At 72.5% G+C, this 21,708-nt stretch carries 21 protein-coding genes and 3 pseudogenes; 15 read left to right on the top strand and 9 right to left on the bottom strand.

Annotation, left to right across the window (positions count from 1 at the left end):
- Positions 1 to 15 precede the first annotated feature (15 nt).
- From A6A25_RS22515 to A6A25_RS22505, 3 genes are all read right to left on the bottom strand, one after another.
- Positions 16 to 2,286 carry a catalase gene (locus tag A6A25_RS22515; protein ID WP_073892993.1) on the bottom strand — a complete coding sequence of 757 codons (2,271 nt, stop codon included), beginning with the start codon at positions 2,284 to 2,286 and terminating at the stop codon, positions 16 to 18.
- 495 nt (positions 2,287 to 2,781) lie between these two features.
- The gene (locus A6A25_RS22510) at positions 2,782 to 3,186 is read right to left on the bottom strand and encodes an STAS domain-containing protein (RefSeq protein ID WP_073892991.1); all 405 of its coding nucleotides are present in this window, start codon (positions 3,184 to 3,186) and stop codon (positions 2,782 to 2,784) included.
- Between the two features lie 109 nt (positions 3,187 to 3,295).
- On the bottom strand, positions 3,296 to 3,856 hold the full coding sequence (locus A6A25_RS22505) for a class I SAM-dependent methyltransferase (RefSeq protein WP_073892990.1): 561 nt from the start codon (positions 3,854 to 3,856) through the stop codon (positions 3,296 to 3,298).
- A gap of 224 nt (positions 3,857 to 4,080) precedes the next feature.
- Here A6A25_RS22505 and A6A25_RS22500 point away from each other — a divergent pair.
- The 3 genes and pseudogenes from A6A25_RS22500 to A6A25_RS22490 all read left to right on the top strand — a co-directional run bounded on the left by A6A25_RS22500 (position 4,081) and on the right by A6A25_RS22490 (position 6,135).
- A pseudogene (locus A6A25_RS22500) lies at positions 4,081 to 5,291 on the top strand (IS110 family transposase).
- Positions 5,292 to 5,366: 75 nt separating this feature from the next.
- Positions 5,367 to 5,768: a MerR family transcriptional regulator gene (locus A6A25_RS22495; RefSeq protein WP_073892988.1), complete on the top strand. Its 402-nt coding sequence runs from the start codon at positions 5,367 to 5,369 to the stop codon at positions 5,766 to 5,768.
- Between the two features lie 19 nt (positions 5,769 to 5,787).
- Complete coding sequence (locus A6A25_RS22490; RefSeq protein ID WP_073892986.1) at positions 5,788 to 6,135, top strand: VOC family protein; 348 nt, start codon at positions 5,788 to 5,790, stop codon at positions 6,133 to 6,135.
- Positions 6,136 to 6,142: 7 nt separating this feature from the next.
- Here A6A25_RS22490 and A6A25_RS22485 read toward each other — a convergent pair whose 3' ends face one another.
- The 4 genes from A6A25_RS22485 to A6A25_RS22470 are packed head-to-tail and all read right to left on the bottom strand — an operon-like array spanning position 6,143 to position 9,734.
- On the bottom strand, positions 6,143 to 6,643 hold the full coding sequence (locus A6A25_RS22485) for an SRPBCC family protein (RefSeq protein WP_073892984.1): 501 nt from the start codon (positions 6,641 to 6,643) through the stop codon (positions 6,143 to 6,145).
- Positions 6,640 to 7,137 carry a metalloregulator ArsR/SmtB family transcription factor gene (locus tag A6A25_RS22480; RefSeq protein WP_083668556.1) on the bottom strand — a complete coding sequence of 166 codons (498 nt, stop codon included), beginning with the start codon at positions 7,135 to 7,137 and terminating at the stop codon, positions 6,640 to 6,642. Before A6A25_RS22480 ends, A6A25_RS22485 begins: the two co-directional genes overlap by 4 nt.
- 29 nt (positions 7,138 to 7,166) lie before the next feature.
- Positions 7,167 to 8,252, bottom strand: coding sequence for a M20 family metallopeptidase (locus A6A25_RS22475; protein WP_073892982.1), 1,086 nt, complete (start codon positions 8,250 to 8,252; stop codon positions 7,167 to 7,169).
- 27 nt (positions 8,253 to 8,279) lie between these two features.
- A complete protein-coding gene (locus tag A6A25_RS22470) occupies positions 8,280 to 9,734 on the bottom strand; it encodes an MFS transporter (protein WP_073892980.1) in 1,455 nt (484 codons plus the stop codon).
- Positions 9,735 to 9,811: 77 nt separating this feature from the next.
- Between A6A25_RS22470 and A6A25_RS22465 the strand changes: the two genes are divergently transcribed.
- Together A6A25_RS22465 and A6A25_RS22460 are read left to right on the top strand one after the other, a co-directional pair.
- Complete coding sequence (locus A6A25_RS22465; RefSeq protein WP_073892979.1) at positions 9,812 to 10,153, top strand: hypothetical protein; 342 nt, start codon at positions 9,812 to 9,814, stop codon at positions 10,151 to 10,153.
- A complete protein-coding gene (locus tag A6A25_RS22460; RefSeq protein ID WP_143193334.1) occupies positions 10,150 to 10,386 on the top strand; it encodes a DUF6343 family protein in 237 nt (78 codons plus the stop codon). Before A6A25_RS22465 ends, A6A25_RS22460 begins: the two co-directional genes overlap by 4 nt.
- An 8-nt stretch (positions 10,387 to 10,394) precedes the next feature.
- On the opposite strand, the gene A6A25_RS22455 is transcribed toward A6A25_RS22460, so the two are convergent.
- Both A6A25_RS22455 and A6A25_RS22450 read right to left on the bottom strand, forming a co-directional pair.
- On the bottom strand, positions 10,395 to 11,264 hold the full coding sequence (locus tag A6A25_RS22455; protein WP_073892975.1) for an isocitrate lyase/PEP mutase family protein: 870 nt from the start codon (positions 11,262 to 11,264) through the stop codon (positions 10,395 to 10,397).
- A 60-nt stretch (positions 11,265 to 11,324) separates the two neighbouring features.
- The gene (locus tag A6A25_RS22450) at positions 11,325 to 12,422 is read right to left on the bottom strand and encodes a class II histone deacetylase (protein ID WP_073892973.1); all 1,098 of its coding nucleotides are present in this window, start codon (positions 12,420 to 12,422) and stop codon (positions 11,325 to 11,327) included.
- Positions 12,423 to 12,565: 143 nt separating this feature from the next.
- On the opposite strand from A6A25_RS22450, the pseudogene A6A25_RS46895 reads away from it, so the two are divergent.
- From A6A25_RS46895 to A6A25_RS22405, 10 genes and pseudogenes are all read left to right on the top strand, one after another.
- Positions 12,566 to 12,676: pseudogene (locus A6A25_RS46895) on the top strand (hypothetical protein); the annotation flags it as partial.
- Positions 12,677 to 12,707: 31 nt separating this feature from the next.
- A pseudogene (locus tag A6A25_RS22445) lies at positions 12,708 to 13,414 on the top strand (copper amine oxidase); the annotation flags it as partial.
- Between the two features lie 190 nt (positions 13,415 to 13,604).
- Positions 13,605 to 14,318, top strand: a complete 714-nt coding sequence (locus A6A25_RS22440) for an ABC transporter ATP-binding protein (RefSeq protein ID WP_073892971.1) — start codon at positions 13,605 to 13,607, stop codon at positions 14,316 to 14,318.
- A gap of 1 nt (position 14,319) precedes the next feature.
- Positions 14,320 to 16,062, top strand: a complete 1,743-nt coding sequence (locus A6A25_RS22435; protein WP_073892969.1) for a branched-chain amino acid ABC transporter ATP-binding protein/permease — start codon at positions 14,320 to 14,322, stop codon at positions 16,060 to 16,062.
- Positions 16,062 to 17,216: an ABC transporter substrate-binding protein gene (locus A6A25_RS22430; protein ID WP_073892967.1), complete on the top strand. Its 1,155-nt coding sequence runs from the start codon at positions 16,062 to 16,064 to the stop codon at positions 17,214 to 17,216. Before A6A25_RS22435 ends, A6A25_RS22430 begins: the two co-directional genes overlap by 1 nt.
- 10 nt (positions 17,217 to 17,226) lie before the next feature.
- Entirely contained in the window at positions 17,227 to 18,093 is an 867-nt protein-coding gene (locus A6A25_RS22425) for a branched-chain amino acid ABC transporter permease (protein ID WP_073892965.1), read from the top strand.
- Between the two features lie 21 nt (positions 18,094 to 18,114).
- Positions 18,115 to 18,873, top strand: a complete 759-nt coding sequence (locus A6A25_RS22420; RefSeq protein ID WP_073892963.1) for a dienelactone hydrolase family protein — start codon at positions 18,115 to 18,117, stop codon at positions 18,871 to 18,873.
- Complete coding sequence (locus A6A25_RS22415; RefSeq protein WP_073892961.1) at positions 18,858 to 19,970, top strand: zinc-binding dehydrogenase; 1,113 nt, start codon at positions 18,858 to 18,860, stop codon at positions 19,968 to 19,970. The genes A6A25_RS22420 and A6A25_RS22415 overlap by 16 nt, the downstream gene beginning before the upstream one ends.
- A 10-nt stretch (positions 19,971 to 19,980) precedes the next feature.
- Positions 19,981 to 20,946 (top strand): methyltransferase, encoded by a 966-nt coding sequence (locus tag A6A25_RS22410; protein ID WP_073892959.1) that lies wholly within the window; start codon positions 19,981 to 19,983, stop codon positions 20,944 to 20,946.
- Positions 20,946 to 21,662, top strand: a complete 717-nt coding sequence (locus A6A25_RS22405) for an SDR family NAD(P)-dependent oxidoreductase (protein WP_073892957.1) — start codon at positions 20,946 to 20,948, stop codon at positions 21,660 to 21,662. Before A6A25_RS22410 ends, A6A25_RS22405 begins: the two co-directional genes overlap by 1 nt.
- Positions 21,663 to 21,708: the final 46 nt, after the last annotated feature.

Raw genomic sequence — 21,708 nt, 5'->3', positions numbered from 1 at the left:
CGGCCGGTCCGCCCCTCAGGCCACGGTCGCCGGGAACCGGTCCCACACGCGGTGGGTGCCGAGCAGGGTCTGGACCTCCGCGAACACGTCCGCCGCGGTCTGACCGGCGACGACTCCGGGTTCACCGGGCGCGACACCGGCCTCGACCAGGGCGGCCTCGGCGTTGCCCCAGACGCCGATCGCCTTGGCGTGCCGGTAGCACTCCTGGACCATCAGCACCACGCGCGGGTCGACGGTGACGGCGGGCGCACCGGCCTTCGCGTCACGGGCGGGCAGCGCGTCGGGTGCGGGCGGCGGTGCGGCGGCCAGCAGCAACGCGTCGAACTCGACCGAGCGGGCGGTGAGGAACGTCCGCTGCGGCACCAGGCCGTCCTCCAGCTCACCGCCGCGCGCGGCGATGACCAGCGGGACCATGCCGCCCGCGGTGATCGTCTGGCGCAGCGCGTGCAGCCCGTCGAGGCTCGCCGGGTCGTCCGCGTCCATGACGATGCCGATCAGCCGACCGTCCGCCGGCCACACCTGGCCCAGCTGCGACAACGCCGGGCTGGGCGTGACCTCGGCGGCGGGCTCGGTGGCCTCGGGGGCGGGTAGCCCGAGACCGGCCGCCACCAGCGCGCACAGCTCGACGTCCACGTTGGCCAGCACGCGCAGCTCGCGTTCCCGGATCGCCTGCTCGTAGCACTTGCCCAGCTCGAACGTGAACGCCCGGACCAGGTGCTCCTTCTCCACCGGGCTCAGGCTCCGGTAGAACAGCCGGGGCTGGGTGAAGTGGTCCTCGAACGACGCGGGTGCGCGACGCTCCTTGACGCCCTCGGCCACCGTCTGCGGGACTTCCACGTAGGCGCCGGTCTCCACGCCGGCCATGAACGGGCAGCCGCCGTCGAGAGTGTTCGGCTTGTACGGCGCCACACCGCTGTGCACGGCGTGCTGGTGGAAGCCGTCCCGCAGCATGTCGTTGACCGGCGCGTGCGGCCGGTTGATCGGGATCTGGTTGAAGTTGGGCCCGCCGAGCCTGCTCAGCTGCGTGTCGATGTAGGAGAACAGGCGCGCGTGCAGCAGCGGGTCGTCGGTCACGTCGATGCCCGGCGGCAGGTGGCCGACGTGGAACGCCACCTGTTCGGTCTCGGCGAAGAAGTTGGTGGTGTTGCGGTTGAGCGTGAGCATGCCCACCGGCTGCACCGGCGCCAGCTCCTCCGGCACGATCTTGGTCGGGTCGAGCAGGTCGATGCCCTCGAAGGTCTGCTCCGGGGTGTCCGGGAAGACCTGGATGCCCAGCTCCCACTGCGGGTACGCGCCGGACTCGATCGCGTCGAACAGGTCGCGCCGGTGGAAGTCGGGGTCGACGCCCGCGATCAGCTGCGCCTCCTCCCACAGCAGGGAGTGCACACCCAGCTTCGGCTTCCAGTGGAACTTCGCCAGCGACGTGGCGCCTTCGGCGTTGACCAGCCGGAACGTGTGGACGCCGAAGCCCTCCATCATCCGGAACGATCGCGGCACGGCACGGTCGGACATGTGCCACATGACGTGGTGAGTGGCCTCGGTGTGGCTGGAGACGAAGTCCCAGAACGTGTCGTGCGCGCTCTGCGCCTGCGGGATCTCCCGGTCCGGGTGCGGTTTGGCGGCGTGGATGATGTCCGGGAACTTGATGCCGTCCTGGATGAAGAACACCGGGATGTTGTTGCCCACCAGGTCGAAGTTTCCCTCGGACGTGTAGAACTTCGTGGCGAAACCGCGGGTGTCGCGCACGGTGTCGGCCGAGCCGCGCGAACCCACGACCGTGGAGAACCGGGTGAACACCGGCGTGGTCACGCCTTCGGCGAGGAACGCGGCCTTGCACACGTTCGTGGCACTGCCGTAGCCGACGAAGACACCGTGCACGGCGGCACCTCGCGCGTGAACCACCCGTTCGGGGATGCGTTCGTGGTCGAAGTGGGTGATTTTCTCGCGCAGGTGGTGGTCCTGCAGCAGTGTCGGTCCGCGCGCGCCGGCTTTGAGGGAGTGGTCGGTGTTGTAGAGCCGCGCGCCGGTGGACGTGGTCAGGTACTCGCCCCGCTGTTCCCGTGTGTCGGCCGCGGCGCCGGTTTCCGCGCCGGTCGCGGTCCGCGTCTGGGGTGATGCCTGGTCGGGCTTGCGCGGTAGTGGCCCCTGCGGCTCGTTCGGCGGGTCCACCGGGGGCGGCGCGCTGCCCGGCGAGCCGGGGGCCGGCGGCGTGACCAGGTCGGCGACCTTCTCCGCGGCCTTGTCCAGAGCTTCCTTCACGGCCTTGGCGGGCTTGAACGCGTCCACGTGCTCCTCCTCATCGGCAGTCCCACGCCGACTACCCGTGGTGGAGCGACCTACACGCTGTGGCACCCGGTCGTTCACAGCGCGGTGCTGTTGCGCACCCACTCGCCAACTCGGACCCTGGTCTGACCTGAGATTCCGGACCGTGGGCCGATTCGCGACCGGTCCCCCGCCGGCATCGTCACTGCCATGACCCACACCTTCCCCGGCCGCCGGATCCTCGCGGCCACCTTGATCTTCGGCCCGGTCCTGCTGGTGGGTGCACTGCCGCGGTGGCAGTCCTTCGTCCCGCACCGGTCGGCGGCGGACCCACAACCCCCGTCCACACCTTCCCAGCGCCCGCACCGCCGGCTCCGGCTCTCTGGCGATTCTGAAAGCGACCCTCCACCCACAGACGCCCCTACCGCGGCACGCACGCTCTCCGCCGCTCATCACCTTCGCTCGCGCGGAGGTTCCGTCAAGCGGGTGGTGTCGAGGCTCGCGGCGGGTGGGGCTCGGTCAGGTCGCGGGCAGTGCGAAGCGGCGCAGGCCTCGGGGAGTGTGGACCACCAGGGCTTCGGCCAAGGTCGGGCACGGGGTGATTTCCTGGTCCAGGCCGCTGATCTCGAAGGGGCGCAGGACGTGGCGGTGGCTGGCGACGACGCGCAGTGGCACGCCGGCGGCCTTCGCCGCCAAGTGGCCGCGGTGGAGTTCGTTCAGACCGGCGGCGGCGAAGAAGTCGACGTCGGTCAGGTCCACGACGACCGGGGCCGGTGGGGTGGCCAGGGCCAAGCCGACCGCGATCTCGTGTTTCAGCTCGCGGACGGTCATCGCGTCGACCTCGCCGGCCACGCGCACCACAACGGCATAGCCGTGCACTTGGCGGTCCACCCTGAACGGGTGCCCGAAAGGTTCTGTTCTCACTGCCCGCAGCCTCCTCGGAGTCGAAGAAGGCAGTGGCTGCTGGCTCAACCCGCTGCGTCCACCGACCGTACCCCTACCTGCCGAAATGCGCAGCCCAAAGCCGTGAGGGTCAGTGCTTGGAGGCGGTCACGCCGGCGAACAGGGCCATCGGCCACCACTTCAGGCGCACTGGAGCGCGGCGGACTCGGGCGAAGTCCGAGAACGCTTCGCGTTCGAAGCGTGCGAAGCGGAAGTCGTACACCAGCAGGAGGCCGCCGGGACGCAGCACCCGCCGCAGCTCGGTCACCGCCCGACGGTGGTCCGGCCACTCGTGCATGCTCAACGTCGAGACGATCAAGTCCACGCTGTCGTCCGGCCGCGGCAACGAGGTCACGTCTGCGACCTGGAACGTGATGCGTGACGACCAGGCGCCGGCGGCGGCGTTGGCGACGGCCACCATGTCGGCGGACAGGTCGACACCGCCCAGCACCAGGTCCGCACGGCGGGCGGCGAGTTGGTGCAGCAGCCGTCCCGGACCGGTGCCGACGTCGAGCACGACCGCACCGGGAGCGGCCAGCGCGGCGACGTCGGCGGCGACCCGTCGGTACAGGCCGCCGAGGAGGCGGGCGGCTCGGCGGTCGTAGGAGGCGCTGCGCTTCCGGTCGAAGTAGGTGGACGAGTGGTCGGACACGGGGGGCTCCCTAAGGTTGATGTTGTTCGGGGCTGACACCCCGGATGCCCGGAGCGACGGGGTGTGGCTGATGGGGTGTCTGCCGTGAGGTGGCTTCTGAGGAGTGGCCGCCCCGTCGTTCTGGACGCCCTGGCCGCTGATTGAGACCTGATGCGGACCGTCGCTGTTCAGGGACCTGCCGGCGGGGTTGTCCACGGGGTTTTTGCGGTGACGGGAGAATGTGCGTGACAGTTCGACAGGTTGTCTTCGTCGGGATCGACGCGGGCAAGGCCGCGCACCACGCCTGCGCGATGGACGCGGATGGCGAGGTGGTGTTCTCGCAGAGGGTGGCCAACGACCAGGGCGCCATCCAGCAGCTTGTCGTGCGCGCCACCGAGGCGGCGACGGAGGTGCGTTGGGCGGTCATCTGACCAGCAACGCCGTCGCCCTGCTGCTGGCCGTGCTGATCACGGCCAGGCAGAGGGTCGTCTACGTGCCCGGCCGGGTGGTCAACAGTATGAGCGGGGCGTTCGGCGGCGAGGGCAAGACCGACGCCGAGGACGCCAGGGTGATCGCCCAGACCGCCCGGATGCGCTCGGACCTCGCCGAGATCGCCACGCCTGACGAACTGGTCGTGGAGCTGGTCCGGCTGATCGCGCGCCGGGAGGACCTGATGGCCGACCGGGTCCGTGGTGCCAACCGGCTGCGCGACCTGCTCACCGGCATCTTCCCCGCTTTGGAGGGCGCTTTTGACCACACGACCCGCTCCGCGCTCATCCTCGTGGCCGGGTCCTGCACGCCTGACGAGGTCCGCGCCGCCGGTGCGCCCGGCCTGACCGCGCACCTGCTTGGCCACAAGGCATGGCGCAAGAGCGTGCCCGGCATGGTCGTCGCCGCGCAGCGCGCGGCCGAAGGCCAGACCGTGCGGCTGCCCGGTGAGGCCGGCACGGCGGTGCTGGTCAAACGCCTGGCGCGCGAGCCACTCGACCTGGACCGGGAGGTCAAGGACATCGACAAGCTCATCGCCGAGCGCTTCCGGACCCATCCCCAGGCGCGGATCATCGAGTCTGTGCCCGGGCTCGGGCCGATCCTCGGAGCGGAGTTTCTTGTCGCCACAGGCGGCGACCTGGGTTCGTTCGCCTCTGCCGGCCGACTGGCCGCCTACGCCGGACTGGTGCCCGTGCCCGAGGACTCGGGACGCGTCAGCGGGAACCTCAAGCGCCCCAAGCGCTTCAACCGCAGGCTGCGCCGCGTGTTCTACATGGGCGCCCTGTCCAGCATCCGCGCCAACGGCCCTTCCCGTGCCTTCCACGACAGAAAACGCGGTGAACGGCTGATCCACACCCAAGCCCTGCTCGCCCTGGCCCGACGTCTGGTCGATGGGCTCTGGGCACTGCTGCGCGACAACCGGCTGTTCACTCCCGCCGCGCCGACACCCACGCCCTCGGCGGCTTGACACGGTCATCGAGGCTCCTCGGCTGCGCGATCGTCGGGGTTGACAACACCACCGACTGTGCAACTTCATGTCGACATGAAGTCAAGCGAGGAGATGTCGATCGGCACGGTGGCCGAGCGGTTCGGGCTGGCCACGCACGTCCTGCGGCACTGGGAGGACATGGGACTGCTCGCACCGCGCCGCCACGCGAACGGGCGGCGGCAGTACGGGCGGGCGGACGAGGCACGGATCGCGATGATCCTGCTCGCCAAGGACGCCGGGCTCGGCCTGGACCAGGTGCGGCTGCTGTTCGCCGCGACCGCCGACCGCCCGACCCGACGCGCGCTCTACCGCGAGCACCACGACCGGCTGGCCGAGCGGATCGCCTCGCTGCGGGCGTCGCTGTCGGTGCTGGAGCACGCGATGGGCTGCGAAGCCGAGGACATCACCGCGTGCCCGGACTTCCAGGCCAAGGTCGCCGCCCGCATCCCCGACTGATCCGGGCGACAATGGACCGATGGCGCACATCGGAAGCGTGGTCCTGAAGGTCGACGACCTCCGCCGGGCGGCGGAGTTCTGGAGCGGAGCCCTCGGCTACCACCTGGTCAACGGACCGATCGGCGACGAGAGCCCCGTCCTGGCCCCGAAGGACGGCGCCGGGCCGCCCATCACCCTGGACGAGACCGACCGGACGCACCTCGACCTGCACGTCAGCGGTGAAGCCGAGTTGCGGGCCGAGGTCGAGCGGCTGATCGGGCTCGGTGCGGAGCGCGTCCCGTGGACCTACCCGCCGGGGGCCGATTTCGTCGTCCTGGCCGACCCGGAGGGCAATCTGTTCTGCGTGGTCGATGTCGGGAAGGGCTGAAGCACTCTCACCCGGAGGTCGTCAGGTCCTCGAAGTAGGTCTTTTGGGACGGGTAGTAGTCGTCGAAAGCGGGCAGCGGCGCGCCGGTGCGGGAGGCGACCAGCATGTCGAGGTAGTACTCCCAGCCCGGGCCGACCTCGCCGATGCCCTCCTCGGTCGAGAGGTGGTGCACCAGCCGCAGTTCCGTCACACCGTCCACTTCGGACAGCAGCAGCTCCATCCGCCACGTGCCGGCCTCGTCCACCATGGAAAACGCCAGCCGCCGGGGCGGGTCGCAGGCGTCGATGCGGACTTCCATCCACGGTTCCTGCTCTTCGAACACCATCTGCACCTTCACCGTGCGGCCCGGCGCGGCCTCGCCCTCCCAGGGGCCGAACCAGCGGGCGGTGCGCTCCGGCTCGGTCAGGCTCGCCCAGACGTCGTCGGCGAGCGCGCGGAAGGTGCGGGTGAGCACCAGGTCGCTGCCCTGGTCGGTGCGGAACAGGCGACCGGTGGGGGTCGGGCTCATGCGGTGTGCTCCTTGACTTCGGCGGCAGGGGGATCGACGGCGCGGCGGTCGGCAACCCGGCGGTCGTCGGCAGGTGGATCGGTCGCGCGCCGACCGGTGGCTCGGTGGTCGGCCGCACGCTGGTCGGCCGCGCGGTGGTCGGCCGCGCGCTGGTCGGCCGCGCGGCGGTCCCGGCGGGTGCGGTAGACCTCGGTTTCCAGGGCGTCGAGGCGGTGCGTCCACGCGGAGGGCTCGGTGGGTGCGTCGAACGACGCCAGCCATCGGGCCAGCGGCGCGAACCGGGAGGCGTCGAGGACGTAGAACCGCTGCCTGCCCACCAGTTCGTCGCGCACGAGCCCGCTCTCGCGCAGCACGCGCAGGTGCCGGCTCACCGCGGGACGACTGATCTCGAACCGCTCGGCGATCTGCCCGGCCGACAACCGCGCGTCCGCGCGCAGCATCTCCAGGATCTCCCGCCGCACGGGGTCGGCGATCGCGCCCGCCACCTCGTCCACACCGGGAAGCGTAACCGCTGGGTTACGCGTTAGGCAATGCCTTCCAGGAACGAGATCAACGCCCGCCGGTACGGCTCGACCGTGGTCAGGTCGGCGTACTCGTCCGGCCCGTGCTGCCCGTCACCGCCCACGCCGAAGATCACCGCGTCGATCCCGCGCTGGAAGTAGAACCGCGAGTCGGCCGCGCCGTGCTTGCGCAGCAGCTCACCCGAGTACCCCTGGGCACGGGCGGCGCGCTGCAGCGCCAACAGGTAGGGACCGTCGGCAGCGGCCCGGTGTGGCGGTTCGAAGTGATCGACCTCGGCCGTGACGCCGGGTGGGCACAACGCGGTGAAGTGGGCGGCGACCTCCTCCGGCGTGCGGCCGGTGAAGTCGGTGTCCTCGGGCGGGAAGCGGACGTCCAGCCACGCGGTCGCGTCGGCGGGCACCTGGTTGAGCGCCTGGTTCCCGGACGAGATCCGGGCGACGTTCACCGTGGTCCGCCACTCCTCCACCGCCGCCACCGGGTAGGCGGTGAGCACCCGGTCGACCGCCCGCACCACCTTCAGCACCGCGTTGTCGCCGAGCCACTGGTACGCGCTGTGCGCCGCACGCCCCACCGCCTGCAGCCGAACGGTGATCAACCCCTTCGACTCCGCCACCACCCGAAGCGCGCTGTGCTCCCCGATCACCACGAACGACGCCGTCACGCCCTGCTCCAGCTGGTGCAGCGTGCCGTCCCGCCCGCCGACCTCCTCGTCGGTCACCAACTGCAACCCGAGCGGGTAAGGCAGCCGCAGGGCCAGGTCCCGGAACACCGAGGCCAGCACCAACGCGGACAGCTTCATGTCCTGCGCGCCGCGGGCGATGAGCCGGTCACCGTCCCGCCGCGGCCGGAACTGGTCGTCCGTGCCGGGCACCACGTCCAGGTGAGCGTTGAAGATCACCCGGAAGTGGGGACGGTGTTCACCCACGTAGACGAGCGCGCTCGGCTTGCCGCCCGACTCGAACCGCTCCACGGTGAACCCCGGCCCGACCACGTCGAGCACGAAGTCCAACGCCCGGCGCAGGTCGTCCGGCCGGTCGGCGGTCGAGCGGAGCCCGAGCAGCCGTTCGGTCAGCGGTACCAGGTCCATCCCGCCATCGTGCCCGCACCGCACCCCTCACGGCACGTCCGGGATCGCCTGCTCGGCACCGTCCACAGCGGACGGACAACGTGGTCGGGCGCGCAGTTCCACGAGCGCCACCACCAGGGCCAGCGACACGGCCACCGTCGCGCCGCCGACCGCGACCGCGACCGCCACCGGGAAGTCCCGCCCGGACGAGCTCAGCACCAGGTAGAACACACCGGTCAACGCCGCCGTGCCGATCGCCGCGCCGATGCGCTGCCCCGTCTGCAACGCCCCACCGGCCGCACCCGCCATCGCCACCGGAACGTGCCGCAGCGTCAGCGTGGTGTTCGGCGAGATCACCCACCCGCCGCCGATGCCCGCCACCAGCAACGCGGGAGCGACCACCCACCCGGCCACGTGCGGCGGCGCGAACCGCAGCACCACGGCCGTCACCGCCAGCCCGGCCACCACCAGGGTCAACCCGGTGACGGTCAGCTTGCGGCCCCACTTCTCCACCAGCCGCCCGCCGACCACCGCGGACGCCGCCGACCCGACCGCGAACGGCGTCACGGCCAGCCCCGACTGCAACGGCGTGTAACCGAGCCCGGTCTGGAAGTACAGCGCGAACACCAGCCAGATGCCGGCGAACCCGACGAAGTACACCATCCCGAGCAACGCCCCCGTGCCGTAACCGGGCGTGCCCGTGAACAGGGCGATGTTCAGCATCGGGCTCCCGCCGCGCGCGGCGACCTGCCGCTCCCACCGCACGAACAGCACGAGCAGCGCCGCACCGAGCCCGAACAGCCACCACAGCGCCAGGCCGCCCGCCTCGGCCAGCACCAGCGGCAGCATCACGGCCAGCACACCGGTGCCGAGCAGGGCCGCGCCGACCAGGTCGAGCTGTCCACGCGGGCCGCCGCGGGCGCGGGGCAGCAGGCGGGCCGCCAGCACCAGCGCGACCAGGCCGATCGGCACGTTGACGTAGAAGATCCACCGCCAGCCCTCGGCCTCGCCCGCCACGGCCAGGATCAGGCCGCCGACCACCGGCCCGACGGCCGTCGAGATGCCGACCGTGGAGCCGAAGAACCCGAACGCCCGGCCGCGTTCGGCGCCGCGGAACAGCTGTTGGATCAGCGCCGAGTTCTGCGGCGCCAGCGCGCCCGCCGAGATGCCCTGGGCGAGCCGGGCGACGATCAGCACCTCCGTGCTCGGCGCGAGCCCGGCCAACGCGCTGAACAGCACGAACGCCCCCAACGCGGCCAGGAACATCCGCCGTCGCCCGATCGCGTCACCCAGGCGTCCGGCGGGCACCAGGGCCAGCCCGAACGCCAGCGCGTAGCCGGAGACGACCCACTGGACGCCTGCCGGCGTCGTGCCGAGGCCGTGCTGGATGGACGGCACGGCGACCGACACGATGCTCACGTCGAGCAGGCTCATGAACCCGGCGACGAGGGTGACCGTGAGCGCCTTCCACCGTCGCGGGTCGGGCTCGTCCGCGCTGGTCATCACCTATTCCTACCTCTCGCCGCGATCACCCGCACGCTGCGACGTGTGGCCGGGGTGGGAGTGGATACCCCAGGGCCATGGACGTGGAGCCGAACCGACTGTCGGATGAGGACCTGCGCCGGTTCGTGCTGGACCGGCTGGCAGAGGACGAGGAGCGGCTGGCCCGCGAGGAGCTGCCGCTGCTGGACGAGGCCGAGCGCCGGGGACGGCTGGCGATCCTGCGGTCCGACGACGACCGGGAGCTGCTGCTCGTGCCCGGCGAGGCGCACACCCAGCAGAAACACGCACCCGTGCCGTTCGCCGAGAAGGCGCGGTGGCTGCGCGCGGAGGTCGAGGGCGGGTCCGACCGGTCGGCGCTCCTGCTGCTCGCCGCCGCCTACGAGACGCACCACGGCTGGCAGGAGGAGTGGCGGACGTGACCGGTCCCGGTCACCCGGACGACGACCTGCCACCTCCGGCGCCGCCGCGCAGCGCGTTGACCCTGCGGCTGTGGCTGGCCGGGTTCGGCGTCGTGTTCAACGGCGTGGCCGCGGTGCTGTGCGTGCGCGCGGGGCTGACGTGGCTGGCGGTGCTGCTGGGCGTGATCGTGGTCGGCCTGATCGTCGACTTCGCCTGGGTCGTGCACCGCAAGCGGCGCGGCGACCCCGGCTGACCCGCGGTTCAGCGGGTCAGGGCGGGCTGTGACGCGCGCGGCGCGGGCACGTCGTGGTGGCGGCTGATGTTGTGCTCCAGCAGGGCCTGCGACTCGGCGACGTGGATCGAGTCGTCCGGCAGCACTCCGTCGTCTTCTTTGAGCCGCACCATCGCGTCCTCGATGGCGGCGTGCGCGGCGAACAGGCACGGCGTGCTGTAGATCGCCACATCGACGCCCAGCCCGGTCAGCTCGCGCAGCGACAGCTTCGGCGACTTGCCGCCCGCGATCTGGTTGAACAGCAGCGCCTTGCCGCCCACCGCCTGCCGCACCCGGCGGATCACATCGACCGACGGCATGCCCTCGACCAGGATGACGTCGGCGTCGGTCTCGGCGAACGCGGCGGCCCGGCGCAGCATCTCCTCCTCGTCGGTGGCGTCGGTCCGCGCCACCACGACCAGGTCGGTCCTGGTCGCCAGCACGAGGTCCAGCTTCTCCAGGTACTGCTCCAGCGGCAGCACCCGCTTGCCCTCGGTGTGGCCGCACCGGCGCGGCCGCTGCTGGTCCTCCAGCATCACGCCGGACGCGCCGACCTGCTCCAGCGCGCGGACCACCTGGCAGGCCACCTCGGGGTCGGTGTACCCGTCGTCGATGTCGACCAGCAGGTGGTGCCGGGGCAGCGCCAGGCGCATCCGCTGGACGAACCCGACCACGTCCGGCCAGGCGATGAAGCCGACGTCGGGCAGGCCGTAGTGCGAGGCGGAGAAGCCGAACCCGGAGACGAACAGCCCGTCGTAGTGCCGGGCCGCGATCGACGCCGACAGCATGTCGAACACGCCGATCAGCGGTGTGGTGCCGGGAGCCGCGACGGCCTCGCGCAGAGCCTTGCCGTAAGCCATGCGACGAACCGTAGGCGGCACCGCCGAACGGGGTCGAGATATCGGAAGGATGAGATCCACTCACCCCATCGGCACCTCGGGCAGCAGCGCCTCCGCCGCCGCGATCGCCGCCTCCTGGTGCCGTTGCAGCTCCTGTTGCCCCAGGTGGTCGAAGTTCGCCTCGAACGGGTCCGGGAACGGGTCGGTCACCCCGGCCGGCACCTCGATCACGGCGTGCGCGCAGAACGGCACGTACACCGGGTCGTAGCCGCCTTCGTGCGCGAACGCGATCCGCCCGCCGCACAGCTCCCCCGCCGAGTCGACCAGCAGCCGGGCGATCTCCCGGTACCCGGACGCGGTGACCATCATCCGGGCCAGCGGGTCGACCGCGTTGGCGTCGAACCCGGCCGCGACCAGGACCAGGTCCGGCCGGAACCGGCGCAGCGCGGGCAGCACGACCCGGCGCACCGCCTCCAGGTAGCCGCCGTTGCCGGTGCCCGGCGGCAACGGCAGGTTGAGCACGGCCGGGCCGCGTTCGGTGACGTGCCCGGAGTCGGGTGGGAACACCCGGTCCTGGTGCACGGACACGGTCAGCGTGGCGGGATCGTCGGCGAACGCGGCCTGCGTGCCGTTGCCGTGGTGCACGTCGGTGTCGACCACGGCGATGCGCTCGACACCGTGGGTGAGCCGCACGGCCGCCGCCGCGATGGCGATGTTGCCCAGCAGGCAGAACCCCATGCCGGTGTCGCGCAGCGCGTGGTGGCCCGGCGGCCGGACCAGCGCGTAGGCGTTGTCCACACGCCCCTCCACGACCGCCGTGACGGCCTCCACGACCCCGCCCGCGGCCAGCCGCGCGATGTCCAGCCCACCCGGGCCGAACGGGCTGCCGCCGTCGCCCGCGTCACCACCGCTGCCGTTCAACGACGTCAGCCGATCGAGGTACTCCTGACTGTGCACGAGCAGGATCTCGTCGTCGGTGGCGGGCCGTGGCGCGATCCGGACGAGCCGGTCGACCAGGCCGGTGGCCACCACGAGCTCGTGCACTCGGCGCTTGGCCTCGGCGTTCTCGAAGTGCCGGTGCGGCTGCAGGCCGCGGCGCGGGTCGGCGGGCAGCAGGCCGGCGTGCGTGCCGGTGTCGTGCCAGCCGTACAGCTCGTGGTACGCGTAACCCGTCGACATGGTCGCGAGTCTCATCGCGCGACGCACCGCTGGTCTTGTCCCCCGACGCCCGCCGGTTGGCTTCCCGCGCACGTTCGCTGCCGGTCAACGCCGGTGCGCCGGCGACCAAGCGGTGCTGCCGGCCGCGGCCGGATACTGCGGTCATGACCGACACCCGGCACCCGCTCGACCCGCTCACCGCCGACGAGTTCGGCCGGGTCCGCGCCGCGCTCGTGGCGGCGGGCCTGGTCGGCGACACGACCCGGTTCCCGTGCGTGCTGCCGGTGGAGCCGGCCAAGGACGCCGTCCGCGCGCACCGGCCCGGAGTCGCGGTACGCGGCACCGGGCCCGCCGGGCCTGGTCGCGCCGGTGCACCAGCACCTGTTCTGCGCCCGGCTCGACGTCGAGGTGGCGGGCGTGGCGAACACGGTCGAGGAGGTCGACTTCGTAGGCCTGCCGACCGGGCGGACAACCCGCGCGGCAACGCGTTCACCACCCGTGGCACCGTGCTGGAGCGGGAGTCGGTCGCCGCGCGCACCGCCGACACCGCGCGCGGCCGCACGTGGGTGGTGCGCAGCGCGGAGAGCCGCAACCGGCTCGGCAAGCCGCGCGCCTACCAGCTCGTGCCGTCGCCGGGGCCGACGCTGCTGGCGCAGGAGGGGTCGAGCGTGGCGGGCCGGGCCGCGTTCGCCACCCGGCACCTGTGGGTGACCCGGTTCGCCGAGGACGAGCGGTTCCCCGCGGGCGACCACCCCAACCAGCACCCCGGTGGTGCCGGGCTGCCCGCGTGGACGGCCCGGGACCGCGACTTGGTGGACACCGACGTGGTGCTGTGGCACGTGTTCGGGCCGACGCACCTGCCCCGGCCGGAGGACTGGCCCGTGATGCCGGTCGACCGCAGCGGTTTCCGGTTGCGGCCGCTGGGTTTCTGCGACCGCAACCCGGCGCTGGACCTGCCCGACCTCGCCGCCTGCGCGCACTGCCCGCCGGGGGCCTGCGAATGCGAGCACTGATCATCTGATAGATCGCTCCCGAGCGCCCGAGGTCGACCGACCTCGGGCGCTCAGTGCTGCCCATTAGCAGGTCAGCGCCTGTTCCGCCGGTCTTCGTCGGGCAATTCGGTATTTCTACGGACCGGCCGACCACCCCTCTCGGACCACGCTGTGCCGACCACCCCACCAGTGCTGACAGGACGGTGGATCCGTGAGTGTCTTGTCCATTGAGGACGTATCGGTCGACCGGGCCGGGCTGCCCGTCGTGCGCGGCGTGTCGCTGCGGGTCGACCAAGGCGCGGTGACCGTGTTGCTGGGCGCGAACGGCGCGGGCAAGACGACGCTGCTGGAAGGCGTTTCCGGCGCGATCTCGCTGTCGTCGGGCGAGATCAGGCTCGGCGACGAGCGGATCGACCGGTTGCGGGCCTGGCGGCGGGCGCGGGCCGGGCTCGCGCACGTCGAGCAGGACCGCGCGGTGTTCCGCGAGCTGTCGACGCTGGACAACCTGCGCGCCGCGGGCCGGTCCGGTCGACGTCCCGACCGGGTGCTGGAGCTGTTCCCGGAACTGCGCAAGCAGCTGGACGCGCCCGCGGGCCTGCTGTCGGGCGGCGAGCAGCAGATGCTGGTGGTCGGCCGGGCGCGGCTGGGCGAGCCGAGGTTCCTGCTGGTCGACGAGATGTCGCTGGGCCTGGCCCCGATCGTGGTCGAACGGCTGGCGACGGCCGTGCGGGCGCTGGCCGACGACGGCGTGGGCGTGCTGCTGGTCGAGCAGTTCGCCGCGCTCGCGCTCGGCATCGCCGACCGCGCCTACGTGATGGCACGGGGCGAGGTCGTGTTCTCCGGTGACGTGGCCGAACTGCGTGCCGACGAAGACCTGCTCCGGGCGCTGTACCTGGGCGAGACACCTCCCGAGAGCGGAGCCTGACGTGGGAACTGCCGTCCGCAACCCCCTGGTGCTCGGGCTGGCCGCCGCCGCGGCGGTCGCCTTCGGCGTGGCCGGGTTCGCCTCCAGCTACGTGACGTTCCTGCTCACCGGCGCGGCCGTGACCACGGTGTTCATGCAGAGCTACGGCCTGATCACCGGCCGCGCCGGTGTCATCTCGCTGTGCCAGCTCAGCTTCGCCGCGATCGGCGCGTGGGTGGTCGGCTGGGCGAACGTCGCCGACGTGCCCGGCGGGTTCTACGCGTGGCTGCCGCTGGGCGGGCTGGCCGCCGTGGTCGCGGGCCTGGTGATCGGGCTGCCGGCGCTGCGGCTGCGCGGGGTGAACCTGGCGGTGGCCACGTTCGCCTTCGCCACCGCGCTGGACGTCGTGTTCACCGGCATCGCGTTCCCCGGTCAGGACACGTTCGACTTCGTGCGGCGACCGGCCGGGTTCACCGACGACAGCGGGTACTTCGTGTTCACCGTCGCCGTCGTCACCGCGATCTTCGTCGGTCTGTGGTTCCTGGACCGCAGCCGCGCGGGTGGCGCGTTGGTGGAGATCCGGCACTCCGAGCGGGCCGCCGCCGCGCACGGCATCAGCGTGGCGCGGGGCAAGCTGACCGCGTTCGCGCTGAGCGCGTTCGTCGCGGGTGTCGGCGGCGGGCTGATGGCCGGGCAGCTCGGGGTGGTCGCGGCGGGCAACTTCGCCACGTTCGCCTCGGTGTCGTTCTTCGCGATCGCCCTGTTCGTCGGCACGAACAACATCGAGGGCGCGATCGCGGGCGGCCTGATCGGCGCGGTCTTCCCGGTGCTCATCGACGCCCTGGGGGTCCCGCAGGACCTCAGTGCGCTGTTCTTCGGCATCGGCGCCATCCAGGTCCTGCGCCTGGGCGGCAGCCAGACCGACCTGCTCCGCGCCTCCCGCCGCCGCAAGCGGGCCCACCCCGCCAACCGCGAGAGTCCAACGTCCACGACGCGGGAGTCCAACGTCCAGAGCACCCGAATTCACCGCTCAGGCACCGCGCCGGCCGCCCTCGAAGTGCGCGGCCTGCGGGTGCGGTTCGGTGCGTTGACCGCGGTGGACGGCGTGGACCTGGTCGTGCCGAAGGGCCACGTGGTCGGGCTGGTCGGCCCGAACGGCGCGGGCAAGTCCACCCTCATCAACGCCGTCACCGGCTTCACCGCCCGCTACGACGGCACGGTGCTGCTCGACGGCCGCCCGGTCGACGGCCTCGCCGCCCACCACCGGGCCCGCGCCGGGCTGCGCCGCAGCTTCCAGCAGCTCCGCGTGCCCACCGCCCTGTCCGTCGGCATGTTCCTGCGGGTCGCGGCCGGGCGGAAGCTGAGCCGTGACGAGGTGGACGAACAGCTGGCGCTGTTCGAGTGCCCCACCGCCGACACGCCGATGGACGTCGTGGACGTGGCCACCCGCCGCCTGCTGGAAGTCACCGGGCTCGCCGCCGGACGCCCGCCGGTCCTGCTGCTGGACGAACCCGCCGCAGGCCACTCCAGCACCGAGACCCGCCTGCTCCAACGACGCCTCGCCGAACTGCCCGAGCGCTTCGGCACCACCGTGCTGCTGGTCGAGCACGACATCGAGCTCGTCCGGTCCACCTGCGACTCGCTCGTGGTCGTGGACTTCGGCCGGGTCATCGCCTCCGGCCCACCCGACGAGGTGCTGGCCGATCCCGCCGTGGTCGCCGCGTACCTCGGCGCACCTGCCCACTCCCCCGAAGGGAACAGCTGATGAGAGACCGACCCAAGGCCGTCACGCTCGCGGTCGCCGTCACGCTCGCGCTGGCCGGCTGCGGCGACGCCGGCGCCGACGACACCGTCCGCATCGGCGCGATCGCCGGGCTGACCGGCAACTTCATCACCGCCGAGGTCGTCAAGACCGCGCAACGGGTGTTCGACGACGCCAACGAGGCGGGCGGCGTCAACGGCAAGAAGATCGAGTTCATCGTCAAGGACGACGCGGGCAACCCGCAACGCACCGCCCAGGTGGCCCGGGAGCTGCAGGCCGCGGGCGTGGTCGCGATGGCGGGCTCGGCGAGCTTCACCGACTGCGACGTCAACGACGCGTTCTACCGGCAGTCGGGCATCAGCTCGGTGATGGCGGTGGCGGCGAGCCCGAAGTGCTTCCAGAGCCCCAACATCGCGCCCGTCAACGTCGGCCCGTTCACCCTGATGACGGCCGTGCTGCTGCACGCCTCGCAGAAGCTCGGCGCCAAGGCGGTGTGCAACTTCACCGTCGTGCTGCCCGGCTCGGAGGACGCGGTCAAGGGCGCGTTGGAGCGCTGGGAGCAGCTCAGCGGGCAGCAGCTGAAGGTCAACGACATGACCGTGCAGCAGAGCGGCGACCTCACGCCGTACCTGCTCAAGGCCAAGCAGGCGGGTTGCGACGCGATCCTGTTCAACCCGGCCGAGCAGTTGGTCGTGCCGTGGCTGCAGGCGGCGAAGACGCAGGGCATGACCGACGTGGACTTCCTGCTGCTCGCCCCCGCCTACACCGACAGCGTGGCCAAGGCGGTCGGCAGCCTCGGCCTGAACGTGTACGCGGGCAGCGAGTTCGAGCCGTTCACGTCCGACAGCCTGGCCAACAAGGGCTGGCGCGACACCGTGACGCGGGCCGACGCGCAGGCGACCGCGTTCTCCCAGGGCGGCTACCTGGCGGCGACGTTCATGGTCGAGGTGCTCAAGACCATCCGGGGCGAGATCAACCGGGACACCGTCAACGCGGCGCTGCGCGACATGACGCCGATCGAGGACCCGATGCTCGGCAGCCCGTTCGTGTTCGGGCCGGGCGAGGGCCACGCGCCCAACCAGGCGTCGAAGATCGTCCGCCTCACCGGCCTGCGCTGGGTGGTCGTGGACGACACGTTCATCACCGTGCCCGACTAGGGGGAACGCCGTGCTGCAACTGTCCGCGGCCATCGCGGGGCTCGCCACCGGCGGCGCCTACGCCCTGATGGGCCTGTCCACCCTGCTCACCTACCGGCTCGTCGCGGTGGTCAACTTCGCGCAGGCCGCCGTGGGCGCGTTCGGCGCCTTCGCCATGGTCGTGCTGCACGAACAGGGGCTGCCGCTGGTGCTCGCGGTGCCGGCGGGCCTGGCGTTCGCCGCCGTGCTGCACATGGGGCTGGGCGTGGTGATGGTGCGCTGGTTCTCCGAGGCGGGCGAAGGGGTGAAGGCCGCGGTCACGATCGCGGTCTACACCGGGCTCGTCGCGGTGGGCCTGCGGCTGTTCGGCGCGCAGCACCCGCACCGGTTCCCCAGCCCGTTCGACGCGCCGGCCGCGACGGTGGGCGGCGTGGTCGTCACGTGGACCGCGGTGGTGACCATGGTCCTGGCCGTGCTGTTCGCGGTGCTGCCGACCGTGCTGCTCAAGCACACCCGGATCGGCCTGCTGCTGCGGGCGCTGTCGGAACGGCCCACGACGGCCGAGCTGATCGGCGTGCGGGTGCCGCGGCTGTCGATGGTGGTGTGGGGCGTGGCCGGTGCCGCGGGCGCGTTGGCGATCATGATCGTCGCACCGCAGCTGGCCAGCGACTTCGGCTCGCAGGCCCTGCTCATCACGCCCGCGCTGGCCGCCGCGCTGGTCGGCGGGTTCCGCAGCTTCGCCTGGACGTTCGCGGGCGGTGTCGCGCTCGGCGTGCTCCAAGGCCTGGCCAGCACCGTGACCGCGCTGCAGCAGTACCGCGGCGTCCTGCCGTTCCTGGTGATCCTCGCCGTCCTGCTGTGGACGCGGCGCGGGGACCGCTGGGACTCCGTCGCCTGACACCCTTCGAGAGGAACGTCCATGTGTCACGCCGATGACTCGCGCCCACCCGCCCCACCGGGCCCGTCCGGTGAGGTCGCGTCGGCCGGCGAGGTGCACCTCACCTCCGCCGACGGCGCCCGGGTGCTCACCTACCAGACGGTGCCCGCTCAGCCCACCGGGGCGGGGGTCGTGCTGCTGCCCGACGTGCGGGGCGCGCACGAGTTCTACCGGGACCTGGCACGCGGGTTCGCCGAGGCCGGGGTGGTCGCCGTGGTGCTCGACTACTACGGCCGGATCGCCGCCGACGACGCGCGAGGACCGGGCTTCGACGGGTTCGCGCACGCGGCACGGCTCGACCGCGACCTCGTGCTGTCGAACGTGCGGGCCGCGGTCGACCACCTGCTCGCGCTGGGCGTCACGGAGGCGTTCACGGTCGGGTTCTGCCTGGGTGGCGCGATCTCGTGGGGCCAGTCGGCGCTCGAACCGCGACTGGCCGACGCGATCGGCTTCTACGGCAGGCCCGCCGAGTGCCGTGAGCTGATCCCGCGGATGCGCGTTCCGCTGCTGGTGCTGGCGGCGGGCGCGGACCAGCTCACGACGGTCGAGGACAACTTCGCCTTCGACCGGGAACTGGCCGAAGCCGGTGTGCCGCACGAGTTCCGCCTGTACGAGGGCGCGCCGCACTCGTTCTTCGACGGCGCGCTGCCCGACCAGGCCGACAACGCGGCGGACGCGTGGCGGCGGGTCCTGGCGTTCATCGCCGAGCACAGTCGGGAGGCGGCATGCGCCCCGAGGTGACCCGCGCGGCCGTGCTGCGGGAGTTCGCCGGGCCGCTGGAGATCGCGGACGTGCCCCTGCCGGCCGACCTGCCGCCCGGTTCGGCGATCGCGCGCGTCACCCGCACCACGTTGTGCGGCACGGACGCGCACCTGTGGCAGGGCGCGATGCCGTTCGTGGGCCTGCCGGTCATCCTCGGCCACGAGATGGCGGGCGAGGTGGTCGCGCTCGGCCCGGACGCGGAGCGTGACGCGCTGGGCAAGCCGGTCGAGATCGGCAGCCGGGTGGTGTGGTCGGAGTCGGTGTGCGGGCACTGCCACGCGTGCACGGTGCTGAACGAGCCGGCGCTGTGCGCCGAACGCGGTTACGGCTTCGCGCAGCGGGCCGACCGGTGGCCGTTCGCCATCGGCGGCCTGTCGCGGTACGCGTACGTGCCGCCGGGCGCGCACCGGATCGTGCTCGCCGACGACCTGCCGGACACGTGGGCGGCGTCGGCGGGCTGCGCGGTGAAGACGGTGGTGCGCGCGTTCGCCAACGCGGGCGGCGTCGAGCCCGGCGCCACGGTCGTGGTGCAGGGCGCGGGACCGTTGGGGCTGGTCGCCACGGCGTACGCGCGGGCGTCCGGTGCCGGGCAGGTGATCACCCTCGGCGGTCCGGCCAACCGGCTCGCGCTGGCCGCGGGGTTCGGCGCCGACGCCACGATCGACGTCACCGACGTGACCGACCCGGACGAGCGCGTCGCGCAGGTCGAGGAGCTGACCGGCGCGCGGGGCGCGGACCTGGTGCTGGACTTCGCGGGCGCGCCCACGGCCAACCGCGAAGGCGTGCTGATGTGCGCACGGCGCGGCACGCACGTCGTGGTCGGGCTGGCCGGCCCGAACCCCGCGCCCGTGCCGATGGACGTGGTGATGGGCCGCGAGCTGAAAGTCGTCGGCTCGCTCAACGGCGACGTCGGCGACCTGGCCCGCGCGCTGCGCTTCCTCTCGGCGTTCGCCGACCGCTTCGACTTCGACGCCCTGTTCTCCCCGCCGGTCGGCCTGTCCGGCGCGGAGCGGGCGATCAGGGACATGGCGTCGATGGCCGCGGTCAAGGCCGTCGTCGACCCCGGACTGGACTAGGAGACACCTGATGACCGACCCGACGCCGCTGGTGGCGGTCGCGACCGGGTTCATGGCCGCCAAGCAGCTGTTCGCCGCGAGCGAGCTGGGCGTGTTCGCCGCGCTGGACCTCGGCCCGGCGACCGTGCTGGAGCTGGCCGAACGCGCCGAGCTGCCGGAGTGCTCGGCCCGCATCCTGGCCGACGCGATGGTGGGCCTCGGCCTGCTGGAGCACGCGGACGGCCGCTACCGCAACACCGCGGCGACCTCGACCTACCTGGCCGGGCGGCGCGGGCTGGACCTGCGGCCGTTCCTGGCGTTCTGGGACGCGCTCAGCTACCCGCACTGGCAGCACTACACGCAGTCGATGCGCACCGCCGAGCCCGGACCGTTCGAGCTGGACGAGGCACGCACGGGGGTGTTCATGAACGGCGTGCAGACCTACAACTCGCTGCACGCGGTGATGCTCGCCGAGCACTACGACTTCCGGCCGCACCGGCGCGTGCTGGACCTCGGCGGGCTGTCCACCGCGTTCCTGACCGAGGCCGCGGCCCGGCACCCGAAGCTGACCGGCGCGTTCGTCGGCACGCGTGAGTTCCTCGACCTGGTCGAGGGCTCGGTCCCGGCGGAGCTGGCCGACCGGATCACGTTGCACGAAGCCGACCCGCTGACCGACCCCGTGCCCGGTCGCTACGACGCGGTGCTGCTGGAGCACGTGATCCACCGGTTCGACCCCGAGCGGAACAAGGCGTTCCTGCGCGCCGCACGGGACGTCGTCGACCCCGGCGGGCGACTGCTGGTGCTGGACTTCCTGCTGCTGGCCGAGGACGCGCGGCGGCTCGATCCCGTGCTGGCCGGCGAGTACCTGGTCATCGACGGGACGGTGGTCTACCCGGAGGGCGAGGTGCACGGGTGGCTGGCCGACACCGGTTGGAAGGTGCTGGAGACCCGTCCCCTGCCCGGCAGCCCGCGCGTCGTGATCGCGGAGGCCGCGTGATGGGCCAGGTCGCGGTGGTGACCGGCGGCGGTGGCGGTATCGGCGGTGCGATCGCGGCCGCGCTGGCGGCGCGGGGCGACCGGGTGGTGGTGGCGGACCTGGACTTCGCCGCCGCCGCACGGGTCGCGAACGCGATCGGCGGGCTGGCGGTGGAGATGGCCGTGCGCGACCACGACTCGGTGCGCGGCGCGGTCGGCAAGGCCGTCGGCGAGCTGGTGCACGCGGCGGGCGTGGTCGGCGGTGCCGGTCCGCTGCTGACGCTGCCGCTGGACACGTTCGACGCGGTGCTGGCGGTGAACGTGCGCGGCACGTTCCTGGTCACGCAGGCGGTCGGCGAGGTGATGGCGGACGCCGGGCGTGGCGGGTCGATCGTGCACATCAGTTCAGCCGGGTCGTTCCAGCCGACCGTGGGCCTCGGCCACTACGAGGCGAGCAAGGCCGCGCTGAACGCGCTGACCAGGTCGGCCGCGCTGGAACTCGCGCCGCACGGCATCCGGGTCAACGCGGTCGCGCCCGGCCCGGTGGAGACGCCGCTGACCGCGGGCGCCCTGGCCGATCCGGCGGTCCGCGCGCCGTGGGTGGCGCGGATCCCGTTGCGCCGCATCGCGACCACCGACGACCTGGTGCCCCTGGTGCTGCTGCTGGCGTCCGACCAGTCCGCGCACGTCACCGGAACCGTGCTGCCGGTCGACGGCGGCCAACTGCTGGGGAGTTGAGATGGCGCCGGTCGACCACACGCACGCCCCGGTCGTGGGCTACACC

Source organism: Saccharothrix sp. CB00851 (assembly GCF_001905065.1).
Taxonomy (GTDB): Bacteria; Actinomycetota; Actinomycetes; order Mycobacteriales; family Pseudonocardiaceae; genus Actinosynnema.
This window is presented reverse-complemented; position numbering and strand designations above follow the sequence as displayed.